This window comes from Bradyrhizobium sp. USDA 4486, from assembly GCF_054057995.1.
Genome location: NZ_JBSRZV010000001.1, coordinates 6652645 through 6675003 on the forward strand (window position 1 = coordinate 6652645; position 22359 = coordinate 6675003).

Sequence of the window (22359 nt, forward strand, 5' to 3'; positions counted from 1 at the left end):
CCGTCCAGGGTGTACTGCCTTCCATACCCATACAGTTCAGCCGGATTGTACTGGATTGTCGCTGGTCTCGCCAGCGCGGAACGCCGAAGATGGCGACACAACAAGCGAGACGAAAATGCAATCTGCGGGCAGCGGCTGGGGCAGCGGAATTCTCGGCGTCATCATCTTCAGCGGCTCGCTTCCGGCGACGCGCGTCGCGGTCGGCGGCTTCTCCGCCCTGTTCCTGACCTCCACGCGCGCGATCATCGCTGCCCTGATCGGTGCGGCCGTGCTCTTCCTGCTTCGTCAGGCGCGGCCGGAGCGCAAGGATCTCGCCTCGCTCGCGATCGTCTCCATCGGCGTCGTGGTCGGCTTCCCCCTGCTGACCGCGCTCGCGCTCCAGCACACCACCTCGGCGCATTCGATCGTCTTCATTGGCCTGCTGCCGCTGTCGACCGCGATCTTCGCCGTGCTGCGCGGCGGGGAGCGGCCGCAGCCGCTGTTCTGGCTGTTCGCCGTGCTCGGCAGCGCGACGGTGTCGGGCTTTGCGATGTCCAGCGACGGCTCGGCCTCGCTCACTGGCGATCTCCTGATGGTAGCCGCGATCGTGCTGTGCGGCCTCGGCTATGCCGAAGGCGCCGCGCTGTCGCGCCGCCTCGGCGGCTGGCAGGTGATTTCCTGGGCGCTGCTGCTTGCGCTGCCGCTGATGGTGCCGGTTGCGGCTCTCACCTCGCCACTGGCATGGAACGATGTCGGTGCGCCGGCCTGGATCGGGCTGGCCTATGTCTCGGTCTTCAGCATGTTCCTCGGCTTCATCTTCTGGTACCGGGGCCTTGCAATCGGCGGCATCGCGCGTGTCGGCCAGTTGCAGCAGCTCCAGCCGTTCTTCGGCCTCGCGCTCGCAGGTCTGCTGCTGCACGAGCCGGTCGCCTGGAGCATGATCGCCGCGACTGCGCTCGTGGTGGTCTGCGTCTTCTTCGCGCGGCGGTTTGCGTGAGCGCGATGTAGCGCGAGTCCCGACCAGGCATGTGCGGGCATCGATGTTGATCTAGATCAACGTCTGTCCCGGCGCGCACTGTCTCATTGGATGACGCGAGTTCTCTCCTCGATGTATCGCGTGCCTATTTCGCAATAACGTAACAGCGCTTGGCCGGTATCCCTGCAGGTTTTGCCGATGGGCCAATGACCGGCACCCTCCTCGACCGACGGAAATCCGCGCACCATTGCGGGAGTGTCCATCGTCAATTGAACTCTCGAGATCAGAGTGGCCTATCACAGCAGGTTTGGGAGTGCCGTCATGAACATTACGCGTCGAAATCTTCTATCTGCCGGTTTGGGAAGCGCGATGTCGGCACTTGCACTCTCGGCCGGCCGAGCGGATTACGACGGTCCTTTGTTGAGCGCGGTCGAAGGAGGCGAAGATTTCTGGCTTGCCACCGATGCCTACGTCTTCGGCTATCCACTCGTGACGATGGAGATAACGCGACGGGTCATGACCAATAAAGCCTCCGTCGAGGGCACGCGCGGGCCCATGGGGCAATTCATCAAGCTGCGGACCTATCCCGACGCAAGCTTCAAGGATGTGACGGCTCCGAATGCGGATACGCTCTACACCAGTGCGTGGATCGACGTGGGGGACGAGCCGTGGGTCGTCGCCATTCCCGACATGAAGGACCGCTATTTTCTGTTTCCGATGCTTGATGGCTGGACAAACGTATTCCAGGTCCCGGGCAAGCGCACGACGGGGACCAAGGCGCAGACTTATGCGATCACCGGCCCGGGTTGGAAAGGCAAGCTCCCTGCCGGCGTGAAGGAGTACAAGTCGCCCACGAGCATCGTGTGGATTCTAGGTCGCATCTACTGTACCGGCACAGCTGAGGACTACGCGGCGGTGCACGCCGCCCAGGATGAGTGCAAGCTCTTCCCCTTGAGCGCATACGGGACATCCTACACGCCTCCAGCTGCCAAGGTCGATTCGACGATCGACATGACCACCCCGGTGCGCGATCAGGTCAATCGTATGGACGCCGTGGCCTATTTCAGCCTTTTGGCTCAACTGATGAAGCGGAATCCGCCGGGAGCCGCCGATGCTCCTGAGCTCGCCAAATTCGCGAAGATCGGTCTCGTTCCGGGCAAGGATTTCGACGCGAGCAAGCTCGACACCGATTTTGCGAAGCGCATCCCGCAAGTCGGTTTCGACCGGATCATGATCCAGTTCAAGGTCAACAAGGCCATCAGGAACACGAACGGCTGGGCATTCGACACGGAGACCGGCGTCTACGGCACCGACTATCTCAATCGCGCCCTGGTCACCGCCATCGGGCTCGGTGCCAACCGAATCCAAGATGCCTGCTATCCGACGTCGCAGAAGGACATCGATGGCAAAGATTACGTCGGCAGCAACAAGTATGTGATGCGCTTCCCGAAGGGGCAGCTTCCTCCCGTGGGCGGCTTCTGGTCGCTCACGATGTACGACGAGAAATATTTCTTCGTCCCCAATCCGATCAACCGCTATTCGATCAGTGCGCGTCAGAATCTCAAGGCCAATCCGGACGGAGCGGTCGACCTCTATATCCAGAAGGACTCGCCTGGAAGGGACAAGGAGTCCAACTGGCTGCCCGCCCCGGCCGGCAAGTTCGTTCTGATGCTGCGGATGTATTGGCCGAACGAGAAGGCGCCTTCGATCATCAACGGCAGCTGGTCTCCGCCCGCCGTCAGGAGGGTTACGAGCAGCTGATCGCAACGGGTAGGCGGGAGCCGCGGTGCGAGCAGCCCCAGCTCAAGGTCTGGCAGAACCTGAGGAGAACAGCATGAAGGTTGCGCTTTTGTCGGCGGCACTTCTCGGGGGCCAACTGGTCACGCCCGTTTCTGATCGCGTCCCCCACCTGAATGTCGAGGCGCTGTGCAAGGCAACGGTGGCCGATGACAAGGCAAACGGAGTCGTTCTGGGTCAGAGCCTCGAGAAATGCATGAGCGATGAAACGGATGCCCAGCAGCAACTGAGCGCGCTTTGGTCGGCAAGTGCCGGTCCTGCTCGGGATAGCTGCGAAGCCGAGGTCATTTCCGTCCCCTATGCTCAAAGTTACGTTGATCTTCTCTCTTGTATTCAGGCTGCCGAATCGGTGAGCGCGCGGCCCTCGGCACCTCTCAAAGGCGCAAGCAAGAACCGAAACGCCAAATAGCATTGTTGGGAACTCGAAGCGAAGGAGGAGCGTCATGCGACACGGAATGAACTTCTGGCTGGCCGGCGCCATTGTTGTCTGCGCAGCCATGGGCTCGGTGCAGTGGCCGGAAGAGGCTGGCCTTTCATTCTCGATCCAAAGCGCAGAGGCCCGCGTAGGGCGACCGGCGACTCCAGCGAGTGTCGCCGGCGTCGCGCGTCGAACGACGCGCCGTGCCGTTGTCGGTGGAGCAGCGGTGGGTGCAGCGACCGTAGGAGCCGCTGTCGCGGCGCCAGCTTGTGTCCGCGTGCTGGTCAATGGCGCCTGGGTCTGCCGCTAGAGCATGACCCGGAATCTCGTCGCTTTTGCGAGCTGTCCTTGGGAATCGATTGCTGCGACCGCGCGCGCCTCTGCGTCGCGCGGCGGCCGGTGAGGCGATAGCCTCATTCTCCTCCCATCACGGTCCGCGTCAGCGCGCTCCTTGCAAACTTCTTCAGCGGCATCGGCTTGCCGAACAGATAGCCCTGCACGTGGTCGAAGCCGAGCTCGTTCGCGGCGACGAGATCGGCGCGGCTCTCGACGCCTTCGGCGATGGTGCACGCGCCGTAGCTATGCGCGAGCTCGACGATGTGGCGGCACACCGTGCGCTTGAGGCGGTCATTGGCGTTGCCGGTGACGAAGTGACGGTCGGCCTTCAGCTTGATGAAGGGAATCCTGTCGAGGTCCATCAGCGACGGCCAGTTGGCGCCGAGATTGTCGATCGACAGGCCGATATTGTACAGGCGCACCTCGCGCGCGACCTCGGCCAGGAGATCGAGGTCGCGGATCGCCTCCTCGCTGTCGATCTCGATCGTCAGTCCGCCGAACGCCGGATGCGTCGGCATGCGGCGGCAGAGCTCGCGCGCGGCCTGCGGCTCCTTCAGATACGACGCCGGCAGGTTGATCGAGAGATCGACCGGGCTCTGCTGCTCGAGCAGATAGTGCCAGTCCTGCACGGCGCGCTCGATCACGAATTCCGACAGGTCGCGCAGATGCGGATCGTGCGTTTCAGGGATGAAATAGGCGGGCGGCACGACGCCCCAGGTCGGATGCCGCATCCGCACCAGCGCCTCGGCACCGCTGCGGATCAGCGTGCGCGCGTCGATCTTGGGCTGGTACCAGAGCTCGAGCCAGCCGGCATGCAGGGCCTCGCCGACATGCACGGCCGGGCTCGGCGCCGGCTCCTCCGGCAGCAGCACCGCGATGCGCTCGCGCAGCGTCTCCGCTGCAAAGGGCGTCGTCAGCGGCGGCAGCATCGCAAGGCCATATTCCTCGCCGACCTGCTGCACGGCCTTGACGATGATCGATTCGCGGGCACCCACCGTCAGAACCTTGCCGTCGAAGGCCTCACGCACCAGCGTCTCCAGGAATTTCCCGGGCTCGATGCCGTCGGCGGCGATGCCGAGCAGGATCAGGTCCGGCAAGTCGCTGGTCAGCACGGCTTGCAGCTCTTCGGCGCTGGCACATTCGCTGGTGACGAAGCCGAGATCCTCCAGCACCTCTGCGAGGAAAGCGCGCAGGTGGCGCTTGCTGTCGGCGACGCATGCGCGCGGCATCATTTTTCGCCGTCCGAAGGTTTTGGGCCTTCGTCCGGCGAGTTCTACAACTTCGTCGTTCATCGCAAAACACTCCCGTTCCGCGAACGGTGTTAGCGATGGGAGCAGTTTCAAATATGGAGGGCTTGAGCCGATTGTTGAATTATCTGGGTAACGTTAAAGCACGCAGCACGTCTAAAATTGTACGGATCTCGCTAGAGAAGTTTTTACGTCTGACCGCGCGTGACGGCTGCGTGACACCGTCATCGCGGCAGATTCTCGAACGTTGCATCTCGTGCGCAAGAAGCAGCGGTGTCCTGCAATAGGACGATGCCGTTCGCGTTTCGCCCAATTGAATAATGGACGCCTCAATTGCTTGTGGCCTTGTCGTGTTGAGCCATCCCGACAGCCTTGTAGTCGTAGGTCGGATAGAACTCGGTGCGGTAGGGACCCCACGCGGTGTCCTCGATGACGCGATTGACTTCGCGCAGGCGCGAGGCGGGCAGGCGCAGCGTGATCACCTGGCCGATCCCCATCATCACGTACCAGCTCACGACTTCGACGCCGGGCGGTGGGAAGGATTTGTAGTAGCCCTGCTTCTCGAGCTGCGCGTTCAGCTCGTTCAGCGGGCGGGACTGGTCGTGCTTGAAGAAGACGGTGAGCAGCACCGCGTTGTCGGCAGTCGGCGCGGCGTTGCCTTGCGGCGGCGAGGTCTGCGCCGTCGTCGCCGATGTGAGCGCCAGCGCGCCCGTGAGCAGCGCCACCATCGTCCATGTCACTCGAGCCGGTCTCATCGCGACCCTCCTTCTCGATGCTTCTGCAGAGCATCGGGAGGATAGTTGCATGGGCCACGAGCGACGAACTCATTTTCGCGCGATGCTGGCAGGTTCCGCCTTCGCTCGTGACGGTTCTGCGACAATGCGTCCGGCCGGGCCGGCGCAAGTGTGAAGCAGCTCACATGCGCATTGCTGCACCTGCGCTATTGCTCCGCGCAGCCGGTGGGTGGGCTGTCGAGGATTACAGCTATGTCGATGCGGCGGATGATCTATTGGTGGTTCAGGTTCGTGCTCTCAGGGCGATTTATGGACCGCTTCCTGTGCCTGCCGCGTTAGCCGCGCGCGTTATCGTTTGAGCATGATCCTGCCGGAAAACCGCTGCACACTTTTCCGGATCATGCTCCTAGGTCTGCCCGATCAATTTGCGAAACGCCGCCGCGCCGTCCTGCACGGCGTCGCGTCCCTTCCAGGCCAGATAGGAGAGCTTGCCCCCGAGCGTCTCGTGGCTGCGCAGCCGTCGCGAGCCGAGAATGTGGCCGACATTGGCGGGGAAGCGGCTCACCTCCGCGGACACCAGTGCCGCGATCGCGTCCATCAGCTGCTGAAGGCGGATGCCCCATTCACTGGCCTCGATGCCGTCGATGCGGACCTTGAGCGCATATTCGGTGTCGTAGATCTCCGCGAGCAGGTCGCGCGCAACCAGCACGCGGTTGTGCCGGAGCGCGACCCGCAGCGCGAGGCGCTTGTCGTCGAGCCTGTCGAGCACCATCGGAACGACACAGGCATAGGGCGTCACGGCGACGTCTGCGGCGCTCTTGCTGGCGGCCGCCTTGGTGGCGAGGCGCACCAATTGCCACGGCGTTTTCAGGCGCCGTGCGACCAGCGTCAGCGCGTAAGGCAGCGCTTCGGGATGGGCCTTCTTGAAGGCATCGAGCTGCGCCGTGATCTGCGCGACCAGGCCATCGTCGAATTTCGCGATCTTCTCGGGCAGCTTCGCGTTGAATTTCGGCAGCGCGTCGCCGGCGCGCAGCACATGCTGCATCTTCCTGACGTCGTCGAAGGCGGCGCGGGAGGCCGTGTACTGCGCGAGCTTGCCGCGCGCGAACTCGGTGCTCTCGGCCGAGGCCAGCGTGTTCTCGAGCACCTTGAGGACCTTGGTCTGGAAGATCGAGGCGGTCTTCAGCACTTCCTTCGGGTTGTTGGCGGCGACCTGGTCGTTGATCGCCTTGATGTAGTCGCGCGCCATGGTCGGCAGCAGATCGCGGCAGATCCACTCCCAGATCGGGGTGAGGGTGTTGCGCGAGATCCGCCCGATATTGGCATGCTCGGGCGCGCCGTCGATCAGCAGCAGCTCGAGCGGCGCGAAGAAATGGCGCGACGGGCTGGTGGCGCGCGCCTGGCTCGATCCGTCCTTGCGAAACTCGGCGCGCAGGCGCGCCTGGATCTCGGCCGAGCCCGGCATGTCGATGCCGCAGAGCTCGAGCCGCTCGAGCTCGCTGAGCAGGCAGCTGCGCGACAGCGGCGTCAGCCTCTGCAAGAACTCCGACAGCCGATTGATCTCGTTCATGGCACGCAATTCTTTCGCAGCGTTTCCCGCCAGGCTAAGGGCCAGATGCGGGGAGGCATTTGCGCGCTCTCAGTGCTGCCAAGAGAAGCAAGTCATTGTTAATTAATCGGTAAAGGCCGGGAGCCGGGAGCATCGGCCGGGACGCCGTGGTTAAGCGGAAATCTCAACCCCGGCGCGCTGAATGGCGGCAGCCCGCAAGCACAAATTGTGCCGATGTCCGTATTTCAGCACAAAAACGTCAAAATCACCGTAGTCTTACGGAGCAAAAAGTTAACCACAGACCGGGGTGGGTTCCGGTAAACGAATCACATGGGGTCACAGAATGATACGGCCACTGATTCGCGGTCGTCGGAATGGTATGAAAGCGGCGCTGCTCCAGCTGAAGAGCTCGATTTCGTCCGCCTGAACGCGGCCCGTGCCAAGGCGGCCGACGAAATGGCCGCCGCCATCGCCCGCGAGCTCAACGGCCCCCTGACTGCGCTGCTGCTCTACATGGGCGAGATCAAGCATCACAGCGATCAGCTCGCGCCCGTCACCGGCGACCGCGCCTATTTGCAGCGGGTGGTGGAGAATGCGCTGGCGCAGACCGAGCGCGTTTGCGGCCTCGTCAAGCAGCTTGCCGGTCCTCACAAGGGGGGCCTGCCGGCCCCGTCCGGCACCGATGATGCCGAATTGAAGCCTGCTCGCGCAGCGCAGCCGCAGCGCCTCCCCGGCGCGGAGCTGCTCGGCCTGTCGGGCCAGAAGCGGCTGACCAAGCGCGAACGCGAGGTGCTGCGGCTGATCAGCGAGGGCTATTCGAACAAGCAGGGTGCGCTGCGGATGCAGATCAGCCCGCGCACCTTCGAGAGCCATCGCGCCGAGGCGATGCGCAAGCTCGGCGCGCGCAACACCGCGGACCTCGTCCGCGCGGCGCTGCTGCATTCGATCGATTGAGATCTTAGTGTTGCGCGGGCCTGTGGCCGATCGCGCTCAGAAATAGTCTTCGGCGAAGGGACGCGCGCGCGAGCCGGGCCGCAGCGGCTTGGGCCCTTCCTTCGGCGCGTTCGGGATGATCGTGATGGTCCAGCGCGGCGGCATGCTCGATTCATGCTCCAGCACCGAGCGAACGAAACCAGTCACCGTCGCCTCGCCAGATTTCACCGTCGCCATGCGGCCGTTGAACTGCGCGATGCGGAAGCGACGGACCTCTTTCTGGTCCGCAGTCTCATAGGTGAACATGGAAACCCTCCTGGTTTCCGGCGACTATCGCCACCTATGATTAGCCATCTCTAAAAATCCCAAGCCGTAGAATTACGGCGGGTTTTGCACGCAGTTTTCTACCTCTGCGGCTCTTGCGCGCGGGCGGCGTCAAAGGCGGCAGCCATCAGGGCCAGCAGATCGTGGAATTGCCTCTCCTCAAGCGTCTCCGCCGTCTTCTCCAGCCGCAGCGCCAGCGCCGCGAGCCTGACATAGCCGAACGTTCCGGCCGCACTCTTCAGCGAATGCGCTTCCCGCGCGATCCTGGCATGGTGCTGCGCGAGCGCGAGCGAGCGGAACAGTTGCAGGCGTGCGCGGGTCTCGCCCCAGAACACAGTGCGCACTTCCTGGGCACCGTCCTCGCCGATCTCCGCCACCAGCGCCTCATAGGCACCGGGCTCGCGCGCGGGCTCGATGTCGATCGCTTTCCGAGCAGGCGCGGCGGTCACTTCAAACATGGCTTTGCCTGTCCTGATTGCGGTTCATCGGTCGCGCAGCGCGTGCGGCGCGAGCCCCGTGTCTAGGGCATTCGCATTTCAGTTCCGGTAGCAGGACGGAGCGTGTTTGCGCGCCGGCGTTAGCCGAAGGTTTACCATGCGCGGACGGCGGTCAGTGCCGGCCGAGCAGCCGGTCGTATTGGGCCTTCACGGTGGCGTAGCATTCGCATGCGGTCTGGCGCAGCCCGTCGAGATTGAGGATCTGGATGTGCCCGCGGCTGTAATGGATGAAATTGGCATGCTGGAGGGTGTTGGCGACCAGCGACACGCTGTTGCGCCGGGCCCCGATCATGTGCGCCATCGCCTCCTGGGTCAGCAGCAGCCGGTAGTCGCCCGACAAATCATGGGTGTGCAGCAGGCAGCGCGACAGCCGCGACTCCACGGGATGGGCGACGTTGCAGGCCGCGGTCTGCTGGACCTGGACGTAGACCGCCAGCCCGTGACGCGTGAGCAACGTCCGCAGGGTGCTGCTCTGCTCGGCCGCGCCGCGCAACCGGTCGAGATCCATCACGGATGCGACGCCGGGAACCAGCACCATCGCCGTGTTCAGCGCGCAGGCATCGCCCATGATCGAGAGCGTCCCGAGCAGGCTGTCGCGGCCGATCATGGCGACCTGCACATGCTCGCCCCTGGCGAGCTTCACCACCAGCGAGATGACGCCGCGGTGCGGAAAGTAGGCCCGCCTGAGCGTCTCGCCAGTCTCGACCAGCACCGCGTCGTGCGGCAGATCCACGGTGCGCAGATGCGGACGGATCAATTCATAATCGTCTGCCGACAGCGCGGACAGGAAACCGTTGGATGGGCGCACCATCGTTTCCAAGGCCGTCTCCGTCTCATGCACCCGCAAAGTCGCGGCAAGCGAAAGCGCTCCCCGCACGGGTAGTTTCATCATCTGCCCATCGGGATATATTGGCAATTGGGACAAGACGTCCGGTCGCGCGGATCGCCGCGACGCTGTGTGCATCTCGGCATGCAGCCGGCGCCATCGTCATGGCAGGGCGCCGATCAGGCGCGTGTGGTGGGCCTTCACCGCGGAGTAGCAGCCGCAGGAGGTCGTCTCCAGCGCTTGCAGGTCGACGATTTCGATCTGGCCGCGGGCGTAGTGAATGATGCCGGCCTGCTGAAGCGCATGTGCGACCAGCGAAATGGCGTTGCGCCTGACGCCGATCATCCGCGCCAGCGCTTCCTGCGTCAGCGGGAGCATCTCGCTGTTGGAGAGCTCGCGGGCCCGCAACAGCCAGCGCGCCAGCCGCGCCTCGACGGAGTGGAGCGTGTTGCAGAGCAAAGATTGCTGAGCATGCGCAAGCAGGGCCTGCTCATGGCGGACCATGAGGCTGCGAAACCGCGTGCTTGCGGCGGCCACCGCGCGGAACGCCTCGATGTCCAGCAGGGATGCTGCCCCCTGGAATAGGACCACCGCGTCCGCCGGCGCGATGCCGTCGGCCAGCGCCGCGCCGGCGCCCACGACGCTGTCGCGGCCCAGCATCGCGACCTCGATCATCTGTCCTTCCGACAGACCCACGGTAATCGACACGGAACCGCCGTGCGGGAAGTAGACGTGTCTCAGCGCGGCGCCCGCCTTGCCCAAGGCAGACTCCCTGACCATTGCGACCGTCGCCAGATGAGGCCGCAGCAGATCGAAGTCTGCCGCCTCGAGCCTTTGCAGCAACTGGTTGGGCGGGCGGTTGCTCGCGGTCATGCAGGTCAATCCGCGCATGCGATGAATGATTGGCGCCGCGCATCATTCGTCATGTAGTTGCACCACAATAAATTTTATTGCAAAGGTTGTGTGTCGTCGATATCGCCGTTAAGGCAGACAACCTGCCGCATTGGCGATGAGACAAGAACGGGCGATTCGCTCACGGGGTTCTGCGTCTCGGTCCCTGCAGCCATCGCAGGAAAGAGCGGCAAGGGCGCTTTCATGTCGCCGCCATCAACGATTGCCTGGCGGAGCATCGTCCGGCTGGCGACGTTGCCGCCGCCTCGTGGCTGGGTTAGCGCAGCACGGGCTGCAGCGGCTGCGGGGTAACCGTCCGTTTACCGCAAACGCGAACTTCGCAAATCCCGGCAAAGCCGGGAAGCGATGGCCGCGTGAGCGCAGCTGCTTGCCGGCCGCGCGATTCGATTTCGCGCGCCTCACGCATATCGCCCTTCAGCAGCAGGACTTTCGAGCGCGGCTCGTCATGCGATTGTGGTTGCGTTTACCTCACGCGCTTTGCCGCCGCAGCGTGCTGCCGGTTTTGCCGAAAAACGCTTTCGCATCCGGCCGAACGGCAAACTTCTCTTCAATATCCGTATTAGCACGGAGGCTGAAATTAACGGGACCGTGAAAGGGGATGTCTAACGATCCAGAAGCGGACTTCCGTCGATTGCCAGGCGCGACGGCTCGGGCGTCCAGGTGCAGGTCGAGGTCAGTAAGGCGTAGCTCATGGATGATCTGTTGCGGGAGTTCTTGACGGAGACCAGCGAGAGCCTGGACACCGTCGACAATCAGCTGGTGAAGTTCGAGCAGGAGCCGAACAACGCCAAGATCCTGGATAACATCTTCCGCCTGGTCCACACCATCAAGGGCACCTGCGGCTTCCTCGGCCTGCCGCGGCTCGAAGCGCTGGCGCATGCCGGCGAGACCTTGATGGGCAAATTCCGCGACGGCATGCCGGTAACCGGGCAGGCCGTGACGGTGATCCTGTCCTCGATCGACCGCATCAAGGAGATCCTCGCCGGCCTCGAGGCGACCGAAGCCGAGCCCGAGGGCAACGACCGCGATCTCATCGACAAGCTGGAAGCGATGGTCGAGCAGGGCATGGCGGCGATGTCAGCGTCGGCTTCGCCGATCGCGTCAGGCTCGGCGCAGCCGATGCCGGCCGCGGGAAGCTCTGCTCCCGTTGCCGAAGCGCCGCCGCTGGTGCCGGACGCACCTGGTGCCGAAGCCAAGCCGGCCCCGGCAAAAGAGATGACCACCGGCTCGCTGGTCGAGCAGACGCTGGAGCGTCCGCTGCGTCCGGGCGAAGTCTCGCTCGACGAGCTCGAGCGCGCCTTCCGCGAGACCGCGATCGAAGCGCCGGTCCCCGCCCCGGTGGCCAAGGCCGAGCCCGCGCCGGCTGCCGAGGCGCCTGCCGCCAAGCAAGCAGCGAAGCAGGCCAAGGAAACCGCCAAGCCCGCCAAGGAAAAGGCCGCGCCGAAGAAGTCGATGGCCGACGAGAGTGCCGGCGAGGGCGACCGCGTCGCCAACCAGTCGATCCGCGTCAACGTGGATACGCTGGAGCATTTGATGACCATGGTCTCCGAGCTGGTCTTGACCCGCAACCAGCTTTTGGAGATCTCCCGCCGCAACGAGGACACCGAGTTCAAGGTGCCGCTACAGCGCCTCTCCAACGTCACCGCCGAGCTGCAGGAAGGCGTCATGAAGACGCGCATGCAGCCGATCGGCAACGCCTGGCAGAAGCTGCCCCGCATCGTCCGCGACCTCTCCAGCGAACTCGGCAAGCAGATCGAATTGGAGATGCACGGCGCCGACACCGAGCTCGACCGCCAGGTGCTCGACCTGATCAAGGACCCGCTCACCCACATGGTGCGCAACTCCGCCGATCACGGCCTCGAGACCCCCGCCGAGCGCTTGGCGAGCGGCAAGGGCGAGCAGGGCACCATTCGCCTGTCCGCCTACCACGAGGGCGGCCACATCATCATCTGCATCGCCGACAACGGAAGAGGCCTCAACACCGAGAAGATCAAGGCCAAGGCGCTCTCGTCCGGTCTCGTCACCGAGGCCGAGCTCGAGAAGATGAGCGAAGCGCAGATTCACAAGTTCATCTTCGCGCCGGGGTTTTCCACCGCGGCCGCCGTCACCTCGGTCTCCGGCCGCGGCGTCGGCATGGACGTGGTCCGCACCAATATCGACCAGATCGGCGGCACCATCGACATCAAGTCGGTGGCCGGCGAAGGCTCCTCCGTCACCATCAAGATCCCGCTGACCCTCGCCATCGTCTCCGCGCTGATCGTGGAAGCTGCCGGCGACCGCTTTGCGATCCCGCAGCTCTCGGTGGTCGAGCTGGTCCGCGCCCGCGCCAACTCCGAGCACCGCATCGAGCGCATCAAGGACACCGCGGTGCTGCGCCTGCGCAACAAGCTTCTGCCGCTGATCCATCTCAAGAAGCTGCTCAAGATCGACGACGGCGCGGCCTCCGATCCCGAGAACGGCTTCATCGTGGTGACGCAAGTGGGCAGCCAGACCTTCGGCATCGTCGTCGACGGCGTGTTCCACACCGAAGAGATCGTGGTCAAGCCGATGTCGACGAAGCTGCGTCACATCGACATGTTCTCCGGCAACACCATTTTGGGCGATGGCGCCGTCATCATGATCATCGACCCCAACGGCATCGCCAAAGCGCTCGGCGCCTCCGGCTCCTCGGCCCATGACATGGCCGACGAGGGCGCCGGCCATCACATCGGCTCGGGCGAGCAGACCACCTCGCTGCTGGTGTTCCGCGCCGGCTCGTCGCAGCCCAAGGCGGTCCCGCTTGGCCTCGTCACGCGCCTGGAAGAGCTGCCCGCCGACAAGATCGAGTTCTCCAACGGCCGCTACATGGTGCAGTACCGCGAGCAGCTGATGCCGCTGGTCGCCATGGAGAGCGTCACCATCGCGAGCCAGGGCGCCCAGCCGATCCTGGTGTTCGCCGACGACGGCCGCTCCATGGGCCTCGTCGTCGACGAGATCATCGACATCGTCGAGGAACGGCTCAACATCGAGGTCGGCGGCTCCTCCTCCGGCATCCTCGGCTCGGCCGTGATCAAGGGCCAGGCCACCGAAGTGATCGACGTCGGCCACTTCCTGCCGATGGCGTTCGCCGACTGGTTCACCCGCAAGGAGATGAAGCCGTCGATGCATTCGCAGTCGGTGCTGCTGGTCGACGACAGCGCCTTCTTCCGCAACATGCTGGCGCCCGTGCTGAAGGCGGCCGGCTACCGCGTCCGCACCGCGCCGACCGCGCAGGAGGGCCTCGCGGCCCTGCGCGCGCAAAGCTTCGACGTGATCCTGACCGACATCGAGATGCCTGACATGAACGGGTTCGAGTTCGCGGAAGTGATCCGCTCCGACAACAACCTCGCGGCCACGCCGATCATCGGCCTGTCGGCGCTGGTGTCGCCGGCGGCGATCGAGCGCGGCCGGCAGGCCGGCTTCCACGACTATGTCGCCAAGTTCGACCGTCCCGGCCTGATCGCGGCGCTGAAGGAGCAGACCGCGGGCGCGGCCGGCGCCTCCGAGCTGAGCCGGGCAGCGGCCTAGAGCATGATCCGGAAAAGTGTGAAGCGGTTTTCCGATCAGATCATGCTCAAAACCTAAGGAACGGGACGAGGAGTTCGCCAATGAGCAGGAAGACCCAGTCCGCCGAAGGCGCCATGGTCGAATACGTCACCGCGATGATCGGCGGCCAGCTGTTCGGCCTGCCGATCTCGCGCGTCCAGGACGTGTTCATGCCCGAGCGCGTCACCCGCGTGCCGCTCGCCTCCAGCGAGATCGCGGGCGTGTTGAACCTGCGCGGCCGCATCGTCACCGTGATCGACATGCGCGCCCGTCTCGGCCTGCCCAAGGCCGAGGACGGCAAGGCGCCGATGGCGGTCGGCGTCGATCTGCGCGGTGAATCCTACGGCCTTCTGATCGACCAGATCGGCGAGGTGCTGCGCCTGCCCGAGGACGGCAAGGAGGAAAACCCCGTCAACCTCGATCCCCGCATGGCCAAGCTCGCCGGCGGCGTCCACCGTCTCGAGGGCCAGCTCATGGTCGTCCTCGACGTCGACCGCGTGCTCGAATTGAAGACCGAAGTGCAGATGGCTGCGTGAGCCAACGAAACATCGAAGCCGGAGAACCAAAATGAAGACCTGTTTGGTGGTCGATGATTCCAGCGTCGTGCGCAAGATCGCGCGCCGGATCCTGGAGGGCCTGGAATTCCAAGTCACCGAGGCCGAGGACGGCTCCAAGGCGCTCGAGATCTGCCAGAAGCAGCTGCCCGATGCGGTGCTGCTCGACTGGAACATGCCGGTGATGGACGGCTTCGAGTTCATGGGCCACATGCGCCGCCTGCCCGGCGGCGACCAGCCGAAGGTGGTGTTCTGCACCACCGAGAACAACGTGGCTCATATCGCTCAGGCGCTCAGCGGCGGCGCCAACGAGTACATCATGAAGCCCTTCGACAAAGACATCATCGCCGACAAGTTCGCTGAAGTTGGTCTGATCCCGGTCGGACAAGCCATGGTCTGAGTGTGTCTGGCCTGACGTTTGGGCCAGAGTGTTCCCAGTACAGCTTCGAAGAGGGCTATCCGTGACTCCGACCGAGTACGAGTATCTACGTAAGTTCCTGAAGGATAATTCGGGTCTCGACCTGTCCGCAGACAAGCAATATCTGATCGAAAGCCGCCTGCTGCCGCTCGCCCGCAAGGCGGGATTCTCCGGCATCGCCGAGCTCGTGCAGAAGCTGCAAGCCGGCTCGCGCCAGCTGATCACGGACGTGGTCGAAGCCATGACCACCAACGAGACCTTCTTCTTCCGCGACAAGGTCCCGTTCGATCATTTCCGCGACACCATCATGCCCGAGATCATCAAGGCGCGCGCCGGCAAGCGCAGTGTGCGCATCTGGTGTGCCGCCGGCTCGACCGGGCAGGAGCCCTATTCGCTGGCGATGTGCCTGAAGGAAATGGGCGCGGCCCTCACCGGCTGGCGTGTCGAGATCATCGCGACCGACCTGTCGCAGGAGGTGCTGGAGAAGGCCAGGGCCGGCATCTACAGCCAGTTCGAGGTGCAGCGCGGCCTGCCGATCCAGATGCTGGTGAAATATTTCAAGCAGACCGGCGAGACCTGGCAGATCAATCCCGAGCTGCGGGCGATGATCCAGCACCGCCAGCTCAACCTGCTGCACGACTTCGCCCAGCTCGGCACCTTCGACGTCATCTTCTGCCGAAACGTGCTGATCTATTTCGACCAGGACACCAAGATCAACATCTTCAACCGCCTCGCGCGCCAGATCGAGCCCGACGGCTTCCTGGTGCTGGGCGCAGCCGAAACCGTGGTCGGACTGACCGATACGTTCAGGCCGATCCCGGAGCGGCGCGGCCTCTACAAGCCGAACGATCCGCGTGCGGCCGTCGCCAAGCCGGTGCTCGCCGGCGCGGCGCCGCGCATGGCTGTCATGGCAGGACGATAGGCATGGCCGAGGATGGCAAGGGCACCGAACGCGTGACGTTCAGTCGCGGCTATGATGTCTGCATCATGGCCATCGATGGCACTTGGCGCCGCGACTGCAAGCTCAACGCGATCTCCGACACCGACGCCATCCTCACGGTGGAAGGCTCGATCCAGGGATTGAACCTGAAAGAATTCTTCCTGCTGCTGTCGTCCACGGGCCTGGCCTATCGCCGCTGCGAGCTGGTGCGGGTCAACGGCGCCGAGATGGACATCCAATTCCTGCGCGGTAAGAACCGGAAGAAGCGCGGCGCCGGCGGTCACGACGCGGCGGCCTGATCGGCACGCGGCTACGAGTGCTGCGCGCTTTCCGCGACGTTGCTTTATATTTGCTGAAACATCCGAATGAATTTGCCGCCGCGGTTTTACGTCGCCTAAGCGCGAGCCGTGTACCCATTGCCGGTCTCAATCTCAGGAATACGGCAATGCCCAGAAGTTCCCTCTCCCCCGTCACGTCCAACCTGCCCGACGCCGCGGAGCGGCGTGCGCTTCAGCTGCTGGTGGTCGACGACGACGCCACGCAGCGCAGCCTGATCACGGTCGCCGCGAAGCAGGCCGGTCACGAAGTCACCGTGGCGCCGTCCGTGGCGGCGGCGATCGAGAAGCTCCGCGCCGCGCGCTTCGACTGTGTGACGCTCGATCTCGTGCTGGAGGACGGCGACGGCATCGACGTGCTGCGCGAGATGGCGGAGGCGAAATTCACTGGTGCCGTGATCGTCATCAGCGGCATGGATGGCAAGCGCCGCAGCGCTGCCCGCAGCTTCGCCCGCGCCGTCGGGATCGAGCTGCAGAGCCTGCCAAAGCCGCTGGACCTCGCGGCCCTGCGCATCAGTCTTGCCAATCTCGGCAAGACCGCGATGGGCCTGCCGGCGATCCATACCTGGGGCGGCGTCGCCACCGATGCGGTCGTGGAACGGCACCGCGCCTGAGGCGCGGAGCTGCCATGCAATCAGCCGCGGGCAGGTGAGCCGCGTTGATTGTGACTTACGCTGCGCTGCCAGAATCCGACAATTGCTGCAGGGCGTGGCTGAGCTCCGCCCGGCAGGCGTTGAGCGCGGCGCTCGCCGTGGCATAACGCGGCGTAACGTCGTCGAGCACGACAATCTCGGTGGAACCCGCAGGTATGCTATCGTCGTCGCTCTCCATGGCCGCGTCGATCAGACGCATACTGATCTCGATGCGCGCGATCAGAGAGCGAAGTTCGGCTGCGATCAACTGACGGCTGTCAGTATCGGCCATCGCGGCGAGCGGGGCGTGCCGGCGTAATTTAGCATGGATATTCTCCGTACCCCGCAATTAGGCACCCTGCCGCTACTTGTGCGTTAAGTCCATGTCCCGTACAAATACGGGTGGGCCGAATCCGCGCCTAACGCCATAACGCTTGGCGCGGACGCGAGTCCTTCATGCCAACTGGATATGGCACATGGCCGAACAAAGCTCTCGCGGTGAAATCTTCGTGGTCGACGACGACCCCGCCGTTCGCGACACCTTGTCGATGGTGTTGAAGGCGTCGGGTTACGAGGTGATCTGTTTTGCGGACGGCGCGGCGCTGCTCTCCGTCGCGCGAAACCGCACACCGGCTGCGATCCTGCTCGACGTTCACATTCCCGGAAAGTCGGGCCTCGACATCCTGAAGGAGCTGCATGGCGAGGACTATCCGGCACCGATCTTCATGATCTCCGGACAGGGCGACATCGCCATGGCGGTGAGCGCCATCAAGAGCGGCGCGCTCGACTTCATCGAGAAGCCGTTCCGCGGCAGCGAGATCGTCGGCCGGCTCGACGAGGCGATCGGAGCCTATGCACGCAGGCAGGCGGAAAATGCCGCGCCGAAATTCGGATCTCTGCATTTCCCCGGACGCGAGCCGTTGACGCGCAGGGAGCGGGAGGTGCTGGAGCAGTTCGCCTCCGGTGCGTCCAACAAGGAAGCCGGCCGCACGCTCGGCATCAGCCCGCGGACCATCGAGGACCATCGCGCCAACATCATGAAGAAGCTCGGCGCGCGTAACGCCGCCGACCTGATCCGCATCGTGATGACCGCGGCCCAGCGCGCGTCGTAAGGCGCAGTCGTATCGCGGATATTTCTTAGTCATTCCGGGGCGATGCGGAGCATCGAACCCGGAATCTCGAGATTCCGGATCGCGCTACGCGCGTCCGGAATGACTCCTCAACATCACCCGTTCAGCGCCTTGCGAATGATCCGCGCGAGATCCGACTTGCGATAGGGCTTCGCCAGCAGCAGCACGCCCGAATCCAGCCGGCCGTGATGGATGATCGCGTTCTCGGTATAGCCTGATGTGTAGACCACCTTCAGATCGGGCCGCGTCTTCGCCAGCTCGTCGGCGAGCTGCCGTCCATTCATCTTGCCGGGCATGATGACGTCGGTGAAGAGAAGATCGAACGGCTTGCCGGCGGCGACGATCGCGAGCGCCTCGGCGGCGTTCGCGGCCTGCAAGGTGACGTAACCGAGCGAATGCAGCTGCGCCAGTACGTAGTCGCGCACCAGCCGGTCGTCCTCGACGACGAGGATCGTCTCGTGTCCGCCCTCGATCGTGGCCGGCGTCACGCCCTCGCCGACGACCGTCGGCGTCTTGCCGGGCGGCAGGTACATCTTGATCGTGGTGCCGTGGCCTTCCTCGCTGTAGATCTTGATGTGCCCCGCGGACTGCTTGATGAAACCGTAGACCATCGAAAGCCCGAGCCCGGTGCCCTTGCCCGGTCCCTTCGAGGTGAAGAACGGGTCGAACACCCTCGCCAGCATGTTGGCGGCAATTCCGGTGCCGGTGTCGCTCACGGCGATCAGCACGTAATGCCCCGGCCGGACGTCGTTGACGCTGGCATAGACCTCGTCGAGATAAGCGGCGCCCGTCTCCACGATCAGCTTGCCGCCGCCAGGCATGGCGTCGCGGGCATTGAGCGCGAGGTTGAGGATCGCGGTGGTGAGCTGGTTCGGATCGACGATCGCGACGCAGTTCTCGTCCTCGAACACCGATTCGATCTGGATCTGCTCGCCCAGGGTCGGCCGCAACAGTTTGGCGGTGTCGATGATCAGCGAATTGATGTCGATCTCGCGCGGTTGGAGCGGCTGCTTGCGCGCGAAGGCGAGCAGATGCTGGGTCAGCTCGGCGCCGCGCGCGGCGGCCTCGTCGATCATCTTGGTGATGGCCGCAAGCTGCGGTTCCTTCTCGACCGCCTCCGCCAGGATCTCGATCGTTCCGGTGATGACGGTGAGAATGTTGTTGAAGTCGTGCGCCACGCCGCCGGTGAGCTGGCCGACCGCCTCCATCTTCTCGGCGTGGCGGATACGCTCCTCGGCTGCGATCTTGTCGGTGAGGTCGCGGTAGAACACGTTGAACAGCAGGCCCTCGCGGCGCTTCAGCGCGGTGACGCTCAGCTCGGCCTTGAATTCCTTGCCATCGCGCCGCCGGCACATGAGCTCGCGGCGGCGGTTCAGCGTCGTGCCGTCCTCCTCTTCCAGGAAGCGCTTCAGGCCGGCCCTGACCCGCTCGCGTTCGCTCTCGGCCACGATCAGGTCGATCGTGCTCTTGCCGAGCACCTCGTCGCGGCGCCAGCCGAACAGCTGTTCCGCCTGTGAGTTCCAGTTCAGGATCCTGCCGGCCTCGTCGGTCTGGACGAAGGCGTCGAGCGAGGTCTCGACGATGTTGCGGGCGAGTCGTTCGCTCTCCTGCAGGGATTCCTGCGCGCGCCGTGCCTCCGTCATGTCGCGCCCGACGAAATAGAAGCGGTGCGCCTGTTCGGACCAGCTGCCGAGCCATGACAGCCAGACCTCGTGCCCGTTCTTGTGGAAGCAGCGGGTGTCGTCGAGCTTGGGGCGGTCGCCGCGCCGCAGTGCGCGCATCTGCGCGCGGGATTGCTCCAGATGATCGGGATGAACGAAATCGGCGCCGCTGCGGCCGATCATCTCGTCCGGCTTGTAGCCGAGAATGGTCTCGCTGCTCGGACTGATCTGCGCGACATGGCCGCGTGCGTCCATGATCATGATCAGATCCTGCGAGGTGTCGAAGATCTGCCGGCGCTCCTCGAGCTGCTGCTGGAGCACGCGCTCGGCCCGCCGCGCCTCGGTGAGGCTGCGTGCACTGCCGGAGGCGCCGACGATCTCGCCCGACGGTCCCCTGATCGGTGAGAGGCTCAGCGAGATCTCGACCGGCGTGCCGTCCTTGCGCAGGCGCACCGTCTCGAAGCGCTCGATCGGCTCGCCGCGGGCGATCCGCCGCAGATAGTCCTTGCCGTGCTCGCGGCGATCGGGCGGGACGATGATCGAAGTGGGTTGGCCGATGGCCTCGTCCGCCGAGTAGCCGTAAAGGCGCTCTGCCGCCGGATTCCAGCCGATGATGATGGCCTCGAGCGTCTGCATCACGATCGCATCGTCGGATGATTCGACGGCGGCGCTGAACAGCTGCTCGCGCGCCGCATGATGGCTTCGTGCGGCCTCGGTGCGGCGATGCTCGCGGACCTCGTGCTCGAGCGCGGCTGTTTTCGCCCTGGTCTCCTCGACCATCTGGGCAAAGGCCCGCGCCAGCACGCCGGTCTCGCCGCTGGCGTCGACCGGAATGTCCGCCGGCCGCCCGCTGCCGATGGCTTCGACCGCCGCGGTCAGGCGGCCAATCGGGCGCGTCAATGAGCGCGCGAGCAGCACCGCGAGCGCAGCCGCAGCGAGGACCGCGAGCAGGCCGACGAGCAGGGACGTCGTTTGAATCGCGGCCGGCACGCGGCCGAACACGGCCGGGGGAACGGTCACGATGATTGCGATCCACTCCTTGCCCGCAAGCAGTGCCGGTGCGATCGCCGCGCCGCTCGGCCGGCCCGCTGCGTCGGTCGTGAGATGCGTCGACACGTCAGGCGTGCCGGCGACGGCGGAAAAAAACGGAAAATCATTGCGCCAGTTGGTGGGATGGCCACGCAGCGAGCCGAATTCCCGCGCACGATCGGGATGGACGAGATAGTCGCCGCGCGAATTCACGACGTAGATGTCCCCTCCCGAGCTCGTCGTCGCGCGGACGCGCTCGAGTGCCGGACGCATGTCGATATTGGCGATGATGATGCCGAACGGCTTGCCCTCCGGCGTGAACAGCGGCGTCGCCACCCGCAGGGTCGGAATGTGCAGGTCCGTGGTCCCGCCCTGGCGGGTCGCAAGCTCGATCGGCGACACGTAAATCTCGCCTGGCGCGAGCTTGATCGTTTCCTGGAAGTAGGTTCGGTCGGTCTTGTGCGCCAACTCGCTGTTGGGGGCGATCCGTACCGCGCCATTCGGGCCCGAGCGATCGACGCGGACCAGCTCGCGCTGGTCGTCATCAAGGCCGATGATGCGAAACTGCCCGTAGCTGGGCTTGGCCTCGATCTCGGCCGCGAGCCGCGTCGCGATGCGCTCGCGCCAGGTCTGCTCCGAGACGCCGTCGGATGCGTCAATTCCGCCGCCGATGTGAGCGCGGATCAGGCCGTTGATCGCCGCGGCGGAGCGATAGCCGATCAGATCGCCGCGTACGCCGGACACGTAGGATTCGAGATTGGTCGCCAGCAGGCGCGACTGGGCTTCGACCCGCTCCAGCACCCGCGGAATGACGGCTTGCGTGATGTTGCGATAGCCAAGCCAGCCGACGGCGGCCACGGTGACCGCCACCAGCAGGATCATCGCGATGGCGAGCCGCGTCGTGAGCGTCATGGGAATGTTCGCTCGACTTCCCGTATGGCCGCGCTTGGTTTGGACCGGAGCCCAGGAGCCGCCCTCGTCATCGCTGGCCGGAGCTGACATCGGACCTCTCCGGCAGAGCCGCCTTCAGGCAGCCATCGACGGCGGCGAGCAGGGCGCCGGGCCCGAACGGCTTTCGCAGGCTCGCCACGGCGCCGAGCTTGGTCGCCATCTTCAGGAAATCCGGTTCCGCATAGGCGTCCGGCGCGGCCGAACGGCCGGAGATCACGATGATCGGAACGGCCGACCGGCGCGCCCGGATGTGGCGCATCGTCTCCAGCCCGTCCATGCCGGGCATGAAGATGTCGAGAAACAACAGGTCAAACCCGCTGGCCTCGAACATTGCAAGTCCCTGGCGGCCGTCGCCGGCGACGGTGACGTGATGCCCGGCCCGCTCCAGGAGAAGCCGGATCGTGATCTGCACGGCGGGGTCGTCATCCACGATCAGGATGTTGGCCACGTCTGAAATCCTCCGGGGCGGAGGGGACATTCCGGCGCCCCAAATCAAGCCATCAAACATGAAATTGTTGCGCGGATTCCGCCCAGCCTGCAAGCACTTCGCGACGATATGACGGCTTGCCGGCGCCGCTCTCTCCAGGCCCCGCGATTATGCATGCCTTCGTGCAGAT

The 22359-nt window shown here is 64.6% G+C and carries 21 protein-coding genes; 11 read left to right on the forward strand and 10 right to left on the reverse strand.

Annotated elements, in window-relative coordinates:
- The first annotated feature begins 115 nt into the window (after positions 1 to 115).
- The 3 genes from ACVWY3_RS31405 to ACVWY3_RS31415 all read left to right on the forward strand — a co-directional run bounded on the left by ACVWY3_RS31405 (position 116) and on the right by ACVWY3_RS31415 (position 3161).
- The gene (locus tag ACVWY3_RS31405) at positions 116 to 976 is read left to right on the forward strand and encodes a DMT family transporter (RefSeq protein WP_456841932.1); all 861 of its coding nucleotides are present in this window, start codon (positions 116 to 118) and stop codon (positions 974 to 976) included.
- A 348-nt stretch (positions 977 to 1324) separates the two neighbouring features.
- On the forward strand, positions 1325 to 2716 hold the full coding sequence (locus tag ACVWY3_RS31410) for a DUF1254 domain-containing protein (RefSeq protein WP_456841933.1): 1392 nt from the start codon (positions 1325 to 1327) through the stop codon (positions 2714 to 2716).
- Between the two features lie 73 nt (positions 2717 to 2789).
- Positions 2790 to 3161: a hypothetical protein gene (locus ACVWY3_RS31415; RefSeq protein ID WP_456841934.1), complete on the forward strand. Its 372-nt coding sequence runs from the start codon at positions 2790 to 2792 to the stop codon at positions 3159 to 3161.
- A 422-nt stretch (positions 3162 to 3583) separates the two neighbouring features.
- On the opposite strand, the gene ACVWY3_RS31420 is transcribed toward ACVWY3_RS31415, so the two are convergent.
- The 3 genes from ACVWY3_RS31420 to ACVWY3_RS31430 all read right to left on the reverse strand — a co-directional run bounded on the left by ACVWY3_RS31420 (position 3584) and on the right by ACVWY3_RS31430 (position 7057).
- Positions 3584 to 4798: an EAL domain-containing protein gene (locus ACVWY3_RS31420; protein WP_456841935.1), complete on the reverse strand. Its 1215-nt coding sequence runs from the start codon at positions 4796 to 4798 to the stop codon at positions 3584 to 3586.
- A 284-nt stretch (positions 4799 to 5082) separates the two neighbouring features.
- Positions 5083 to 5508 (reverse strand): hypothetical protein, encoded by a 426-nt coding sequence (locus tag ACVWY3_RS31425; protein ID WP_456841936.1) that lies wholly within the window; start codon positions 5506 to 5508, stop codon positions 5083 to 5085.
- Positions 5509 to 5893: 385 nt separating this feature from the next.
- Positions 5894 to 7057 (reverse strand): hypothetical protein, encoded by a 1164-nt coding sequence (locus tag ACVWY3_RS31430; protein ID WP_456841937.1) that lies wholly within the window; start codon positions 7055 to 7057, stop codon positions 5894 to 5896.
- Between the two features lie 309 nt (positions 7058 to 7366).
- Here ACVWY3_RS31430 and ACVWY3_RS31435 point away from each other — a divergent pair, with 309 nt between their 5' ends.
- Positions 7367 to 7990: a LuxR C-terminal-related transcriptional regulator gene (locus ACVWY3_RS31435; protein WP_456841938.1), complete on the forward strand. Its 624-nt coding sequence runs from the start codon at positions 7367 to 7369 to the stop codon at positions 7988 to 7990.
- 36 nt (positions 7991 to 8026) lie between these two features.
- Here the strand turns inward: ACVWY3_RS31435 and ACVWY3_RS31440 are convergent, their stop codons facing one another.
- The 4 genes from ACVWY3_RS31440 to ACVWY3_RS31455 form a co-directional block, all read right to left on the reverse strand.
- Positions 8027 to 8275 carry a hypothetical protein gene (locus ACVWY3_RS31440; protein ID WP_456841939.1) on the reverse strand — a complete coding sequence of 83 codons (249 nt, stop codon included), beginning with the start codon at positions 8273 to 8275 and terminating at the stop codon, positions 8027 to 8029.
- A 98-nt stretch (positions 8276 to 8373) separates the two neighbouring features.
- Complete coding sequence (locus ACVWY3_RS31445) at positions 8374 to 8751, reverse strand: Hpt domain-containing protein (RefSeq protein ID WP_456841940.1); 378 nt, start codon at positions 8749 to 8751, stop codon at positions 8374 to 8376.
- A gap of 151 nt (positions 8752 to 8902) precedes the next feature.
- The gene (locus ACVWY3_RS31450; RefSeq protein ID WP_456843504.1) at positions 8903 to 9601 is read right to left on the reverse strand and encodes a Crp/Fnr family transcriptional regulator; all 699 of its coding nucleotides are present in this window, start codon (positions 9599 to 9601) and stop codon (positions 8903 to 8905) included.
- Between the two features lie 177 nt (positions 9602 to 9778).
- Positions 9779 to 10489: a Crp/Fnr family transcriptional regulator gene (locus tag ACVWY3_RS31455; RefSeq protein WP_456841941.1), complete on the reverse strand. Its 711-nt coding sequence runs from the start codon at positions 10487 to 10489 to the stop codon at positions 9779 to 9781.
- A gap of 729 nt (positions 10490 to 11218) precedes the next feature.
- Here ACVWY3_RS31455 and ACVWY3_RS31460 point away from each other — a divergent pair.
- From ACVWY3_RS31460 to ACVWY3_RS31485, 6 genes are all read left to right on the forward strand, one after another.
- Positions 11219 to 14074, forward strand: a complete 2856-nt coding sequence (locus tag ACVWY3_RS31460; RefSeq protein WP_456841942.1) for a hybrid sensor histidine kinase/response regulator — start codon at positions 11219 to 11221, stop codon at positions 14072 to 14074.
- Positions 14075 to 14154: 80 nt separating this feature from the next.
- On the forward strand, positions 14155 to 14628 hold the full coding sequence (locus tag ACVWY3_RS31465; RefSeq protein ID WP_456841943.1) for a chemotaxis protein CheW: 474 nt from the start codon (positions 14155 to 14157) through the stop codon (positions 14626 to 14628).
- 31 nt (positions 14629 to 14659) lie between these two features.
- Positions 14660 to 15046, forward strand: a complete 387-nt coding sequence (locus tag ACVWY3_RS31470) for a response regulator (protein WP_027563594.1) — start codon at positions 14660 to 14662, stop codon at positions 15044 to 15046.
- A 61-nt stretch (positions 15047 to 15107) separates the two neighbouring features.
- Positions 15108 to 15986, forward strand: a complete 879-nt coding sequence (locus tag ACVWY3_RS31475) for a CheR family methyltransferase (RefSeq protein WP_456841944.1) — start codon at positions 15108 to 15110, stop codon at positions 15984 to 15986.
- Positions 15987 to 15988: 2 nt separating this feature from the next.
- A complete protein-coding gene (locus ACVWY3_RS31480; RefSeq protein WP_456841945.1) occupies positions 15989 to 16303 on the forward strand; it encodes a PilZ domain-containing protein in 315 nt (104 codons plus the stop codon).
- Between the two features lie 146 nt (positions 16304 to 16449).
- Positions 16450 to 16953, forward strand: coding sequence for a response regulator (locus ACVWY3_RS31485; RefSeq protein ID WP_456841946.1), 504 nt, complete (start codon positions 16450 to 16452; stop codon positions 16951 to 16953).
- Between the two features lie 55 nt (positions 16954 to 17008).
- On the opposite strand, the gene ACVWY3_RS31490 is transcribed toward ACVWY3_RS31485, so the two are convergent.
- Entirely contained in the window at positions 17009 to 17263 is a 255-nt protein-coding gene (locus ACVWY3_RS31490) for a hypothetical protein (RefSeq protein WP_456841947.1), read from the reverse strand.
- Between the two features lie 184 nt (positions 17264 to 17447).
- On the opposite strand from ACVWY3_RS31490, the gene ACVWY3_RS31495 reads away from it, so the two are divergent.
- Positions 17448 to 18083, forward strand: coding sequence for a response regulator transcription factor (locus ACVWY3_RS31495; protein WP_456841948.1), 636 nt, complete (start codon positions 17448 to 17450; stop codon positions 18081 to 18083).
- 113 nt (positions 18084 to 18196) lie between these two features.
- Here the strand turns inward: ACVWY3_RS31495 and ACVWY3_RS31500 are convergent, their stop codons facing one another.
- On the reverse strand, positions 18197 to 21793 hold the full coding sequence (locus tag ACVWY3_RS31500; RefSeq protein ID WP_456841949.1) for a PAS domain S-box protein: 3597 nt from the start codon (positions 21791 to 21793) through the stop codon (positions 18197 to 18199).
- Positions 21771 to 22190 (reverse strand): response regulator transcription factor, encoded by a 420-nt coding sequence (locus ACVWY3_RS31505; protein ID WP_456841950.1) that lies wholly within the window; start codon positions 22188 to 22190, stop codon positions 21771 to 21773. The genes ACVWY3_RS31500 and ACVWY3_RS31505 overlap by 23 nt, the downstream gene beginning before the upstream one ends.
- Between the last annotated feature and the right edge of the window lie 169 nt (positions 22191 to 22359).

Excerpts from the sequence above, each read along its gene's own strand:
- ACVWY3_RS31405 (WP_456841932.1), top strand. The coding sequence starts at position 116 with ATGCAATCTGCGGGCAGCGGCTGGGGCAGCGGAATTCTCGGCGTCATC.
- ACVWY3_RS31410 (WP_456841933.1), top strand. The coding sequence starts at position 1,325 with ATGTCGGCACTTGCACTCTCGGCCGGCCGAGCGGATTACGACGGTCCT.
- ACVWY3_RS31415 (WP_456841934.1), top strand. The coding sequence starts at position 2,790 with ATGAAGGTTGCGCTTTTGTCGGCGGCACTTCTCGGGGGCCAACTGGTC.
- ACVWY3_RS31420 (WP_456841935.1), bottom strand. The coding sequence starts at position 4,798 with ATGAACGACGAAGTTGTAGAACTCGCCGGACGAAGGCCCAAAACCTTC.
- ACVWY3_RS31425 (WP_456841936.1), bottom strand. The coding sequence starts at position 5,508 with ATGAGACCGGCTCGAGTGACATGGACGATGGTGGCGCTGCTCACGGGC.
- ACVWY3_RS31430 (WP_456841937.1), bottom strand. The coding sequence starts at position 7,057 with ATGAACGAGATCAATCGGCTGTCGGAGTTCTTGCAGAGGCTGACGCCG.
- ACVWY3_RS31435 (WP_456841938.1), top strand. The coding sequence starts at position 7,367 with ATGGGGTCACAGAATGATACGGCCACTGATTCGCGGTCGTCGGAATGG.
- ACVWY3_RS31440 (WP_456841939.1), bottom strand. The coding sequence starts at position 8,275 with ATGTTCACCTATGAGACTGCGGACCAGAAAGAGGTCCGTCGCTTCCGC.
- ACVWY3_RS31445 (WP_456841940.1), bottom strand. The coding sequence starts at position 8,751 with ATGTTTGAAGTGACCGCCGCGCCTGCTCGGAAAGCGATCGACATCGAG.
- ACVWY3_RS31450 (WP_456843504.1), bottom strand. The coding sequence starts at position 9,601 with ATGGTGCGCCCATCCAACGGTTTCCTGTCCGCGCTGTCGGCAGACGAT.
- ACVWY3_RS31455 (WP_456841941.1), bottom strand. The coding sequence starts at position 10,489 with ATGACCGCGAGCAACCGCCCGCCCAACCAGTTGCTGCAAAGGCTCGAG.
- ACVWY3_RS31460 (WP_456841942.1), top strand. The coding sequence starts at position 11,219 with ATGGATGATCTGTTGCGGGAGTTCTTGACGGAGACCAGCGAGAGCCTG.
- ACVWY3_RS31465 (WP_456841943.1), top strand. The coding sequence starts at position 14,155 with ATGAGCAGGAAGACCCAGTCCGCCGAAGGCGCCATGGTCGAATACGTC.
- ACVWY3_RS31470 (WP_027563594.1), top strand. The coding sequence starts at position 14,660 with ATGAAGACCTGTTTGGTGGTCGATGATTCCAGCGTCGTGCGCAAGATC.
- ACVWY3_RS31480 (WP_456841945.1), top strand. The coding sequence starts at position 15,989 with ATGGCCGAGGATGGCAAGGGCACCGAACGCGTGACGTTCAGTCGCGGC.
- ACVWY3_RS31485 (WP_456841946.1), top strand. The coding sequence starts at position 16,450 with ATGCCCAGAAGTTCCCTCTCCCCCGTCACGTCCAACCTGCCCGACGCC.
- ACVWY3_RS31490 (WP_456841947.1), bottom strand. The coding sequence starts at position 17,263 with ATGGCCGATACTGACAGCCGTCAGTTGATCGCAGCCGAACTTCGCTCT.
- ACVWY3_RS31495 (WP_456841948.1), top strand. The coding sequence starts at position 17,448 with ATGGCCGAACAAAGCTCTCGCGGTGAAATCTTCGTGGTCGACGACGAC.
- ACVWY3_RS31500 (WP_456841949.1), bottom strand. The coding sequence starts at position 21,793 with ATGTCAGCTCCGGCCAGCGATGACGAGGGCGGCTCCTGGGCTCCGGTC.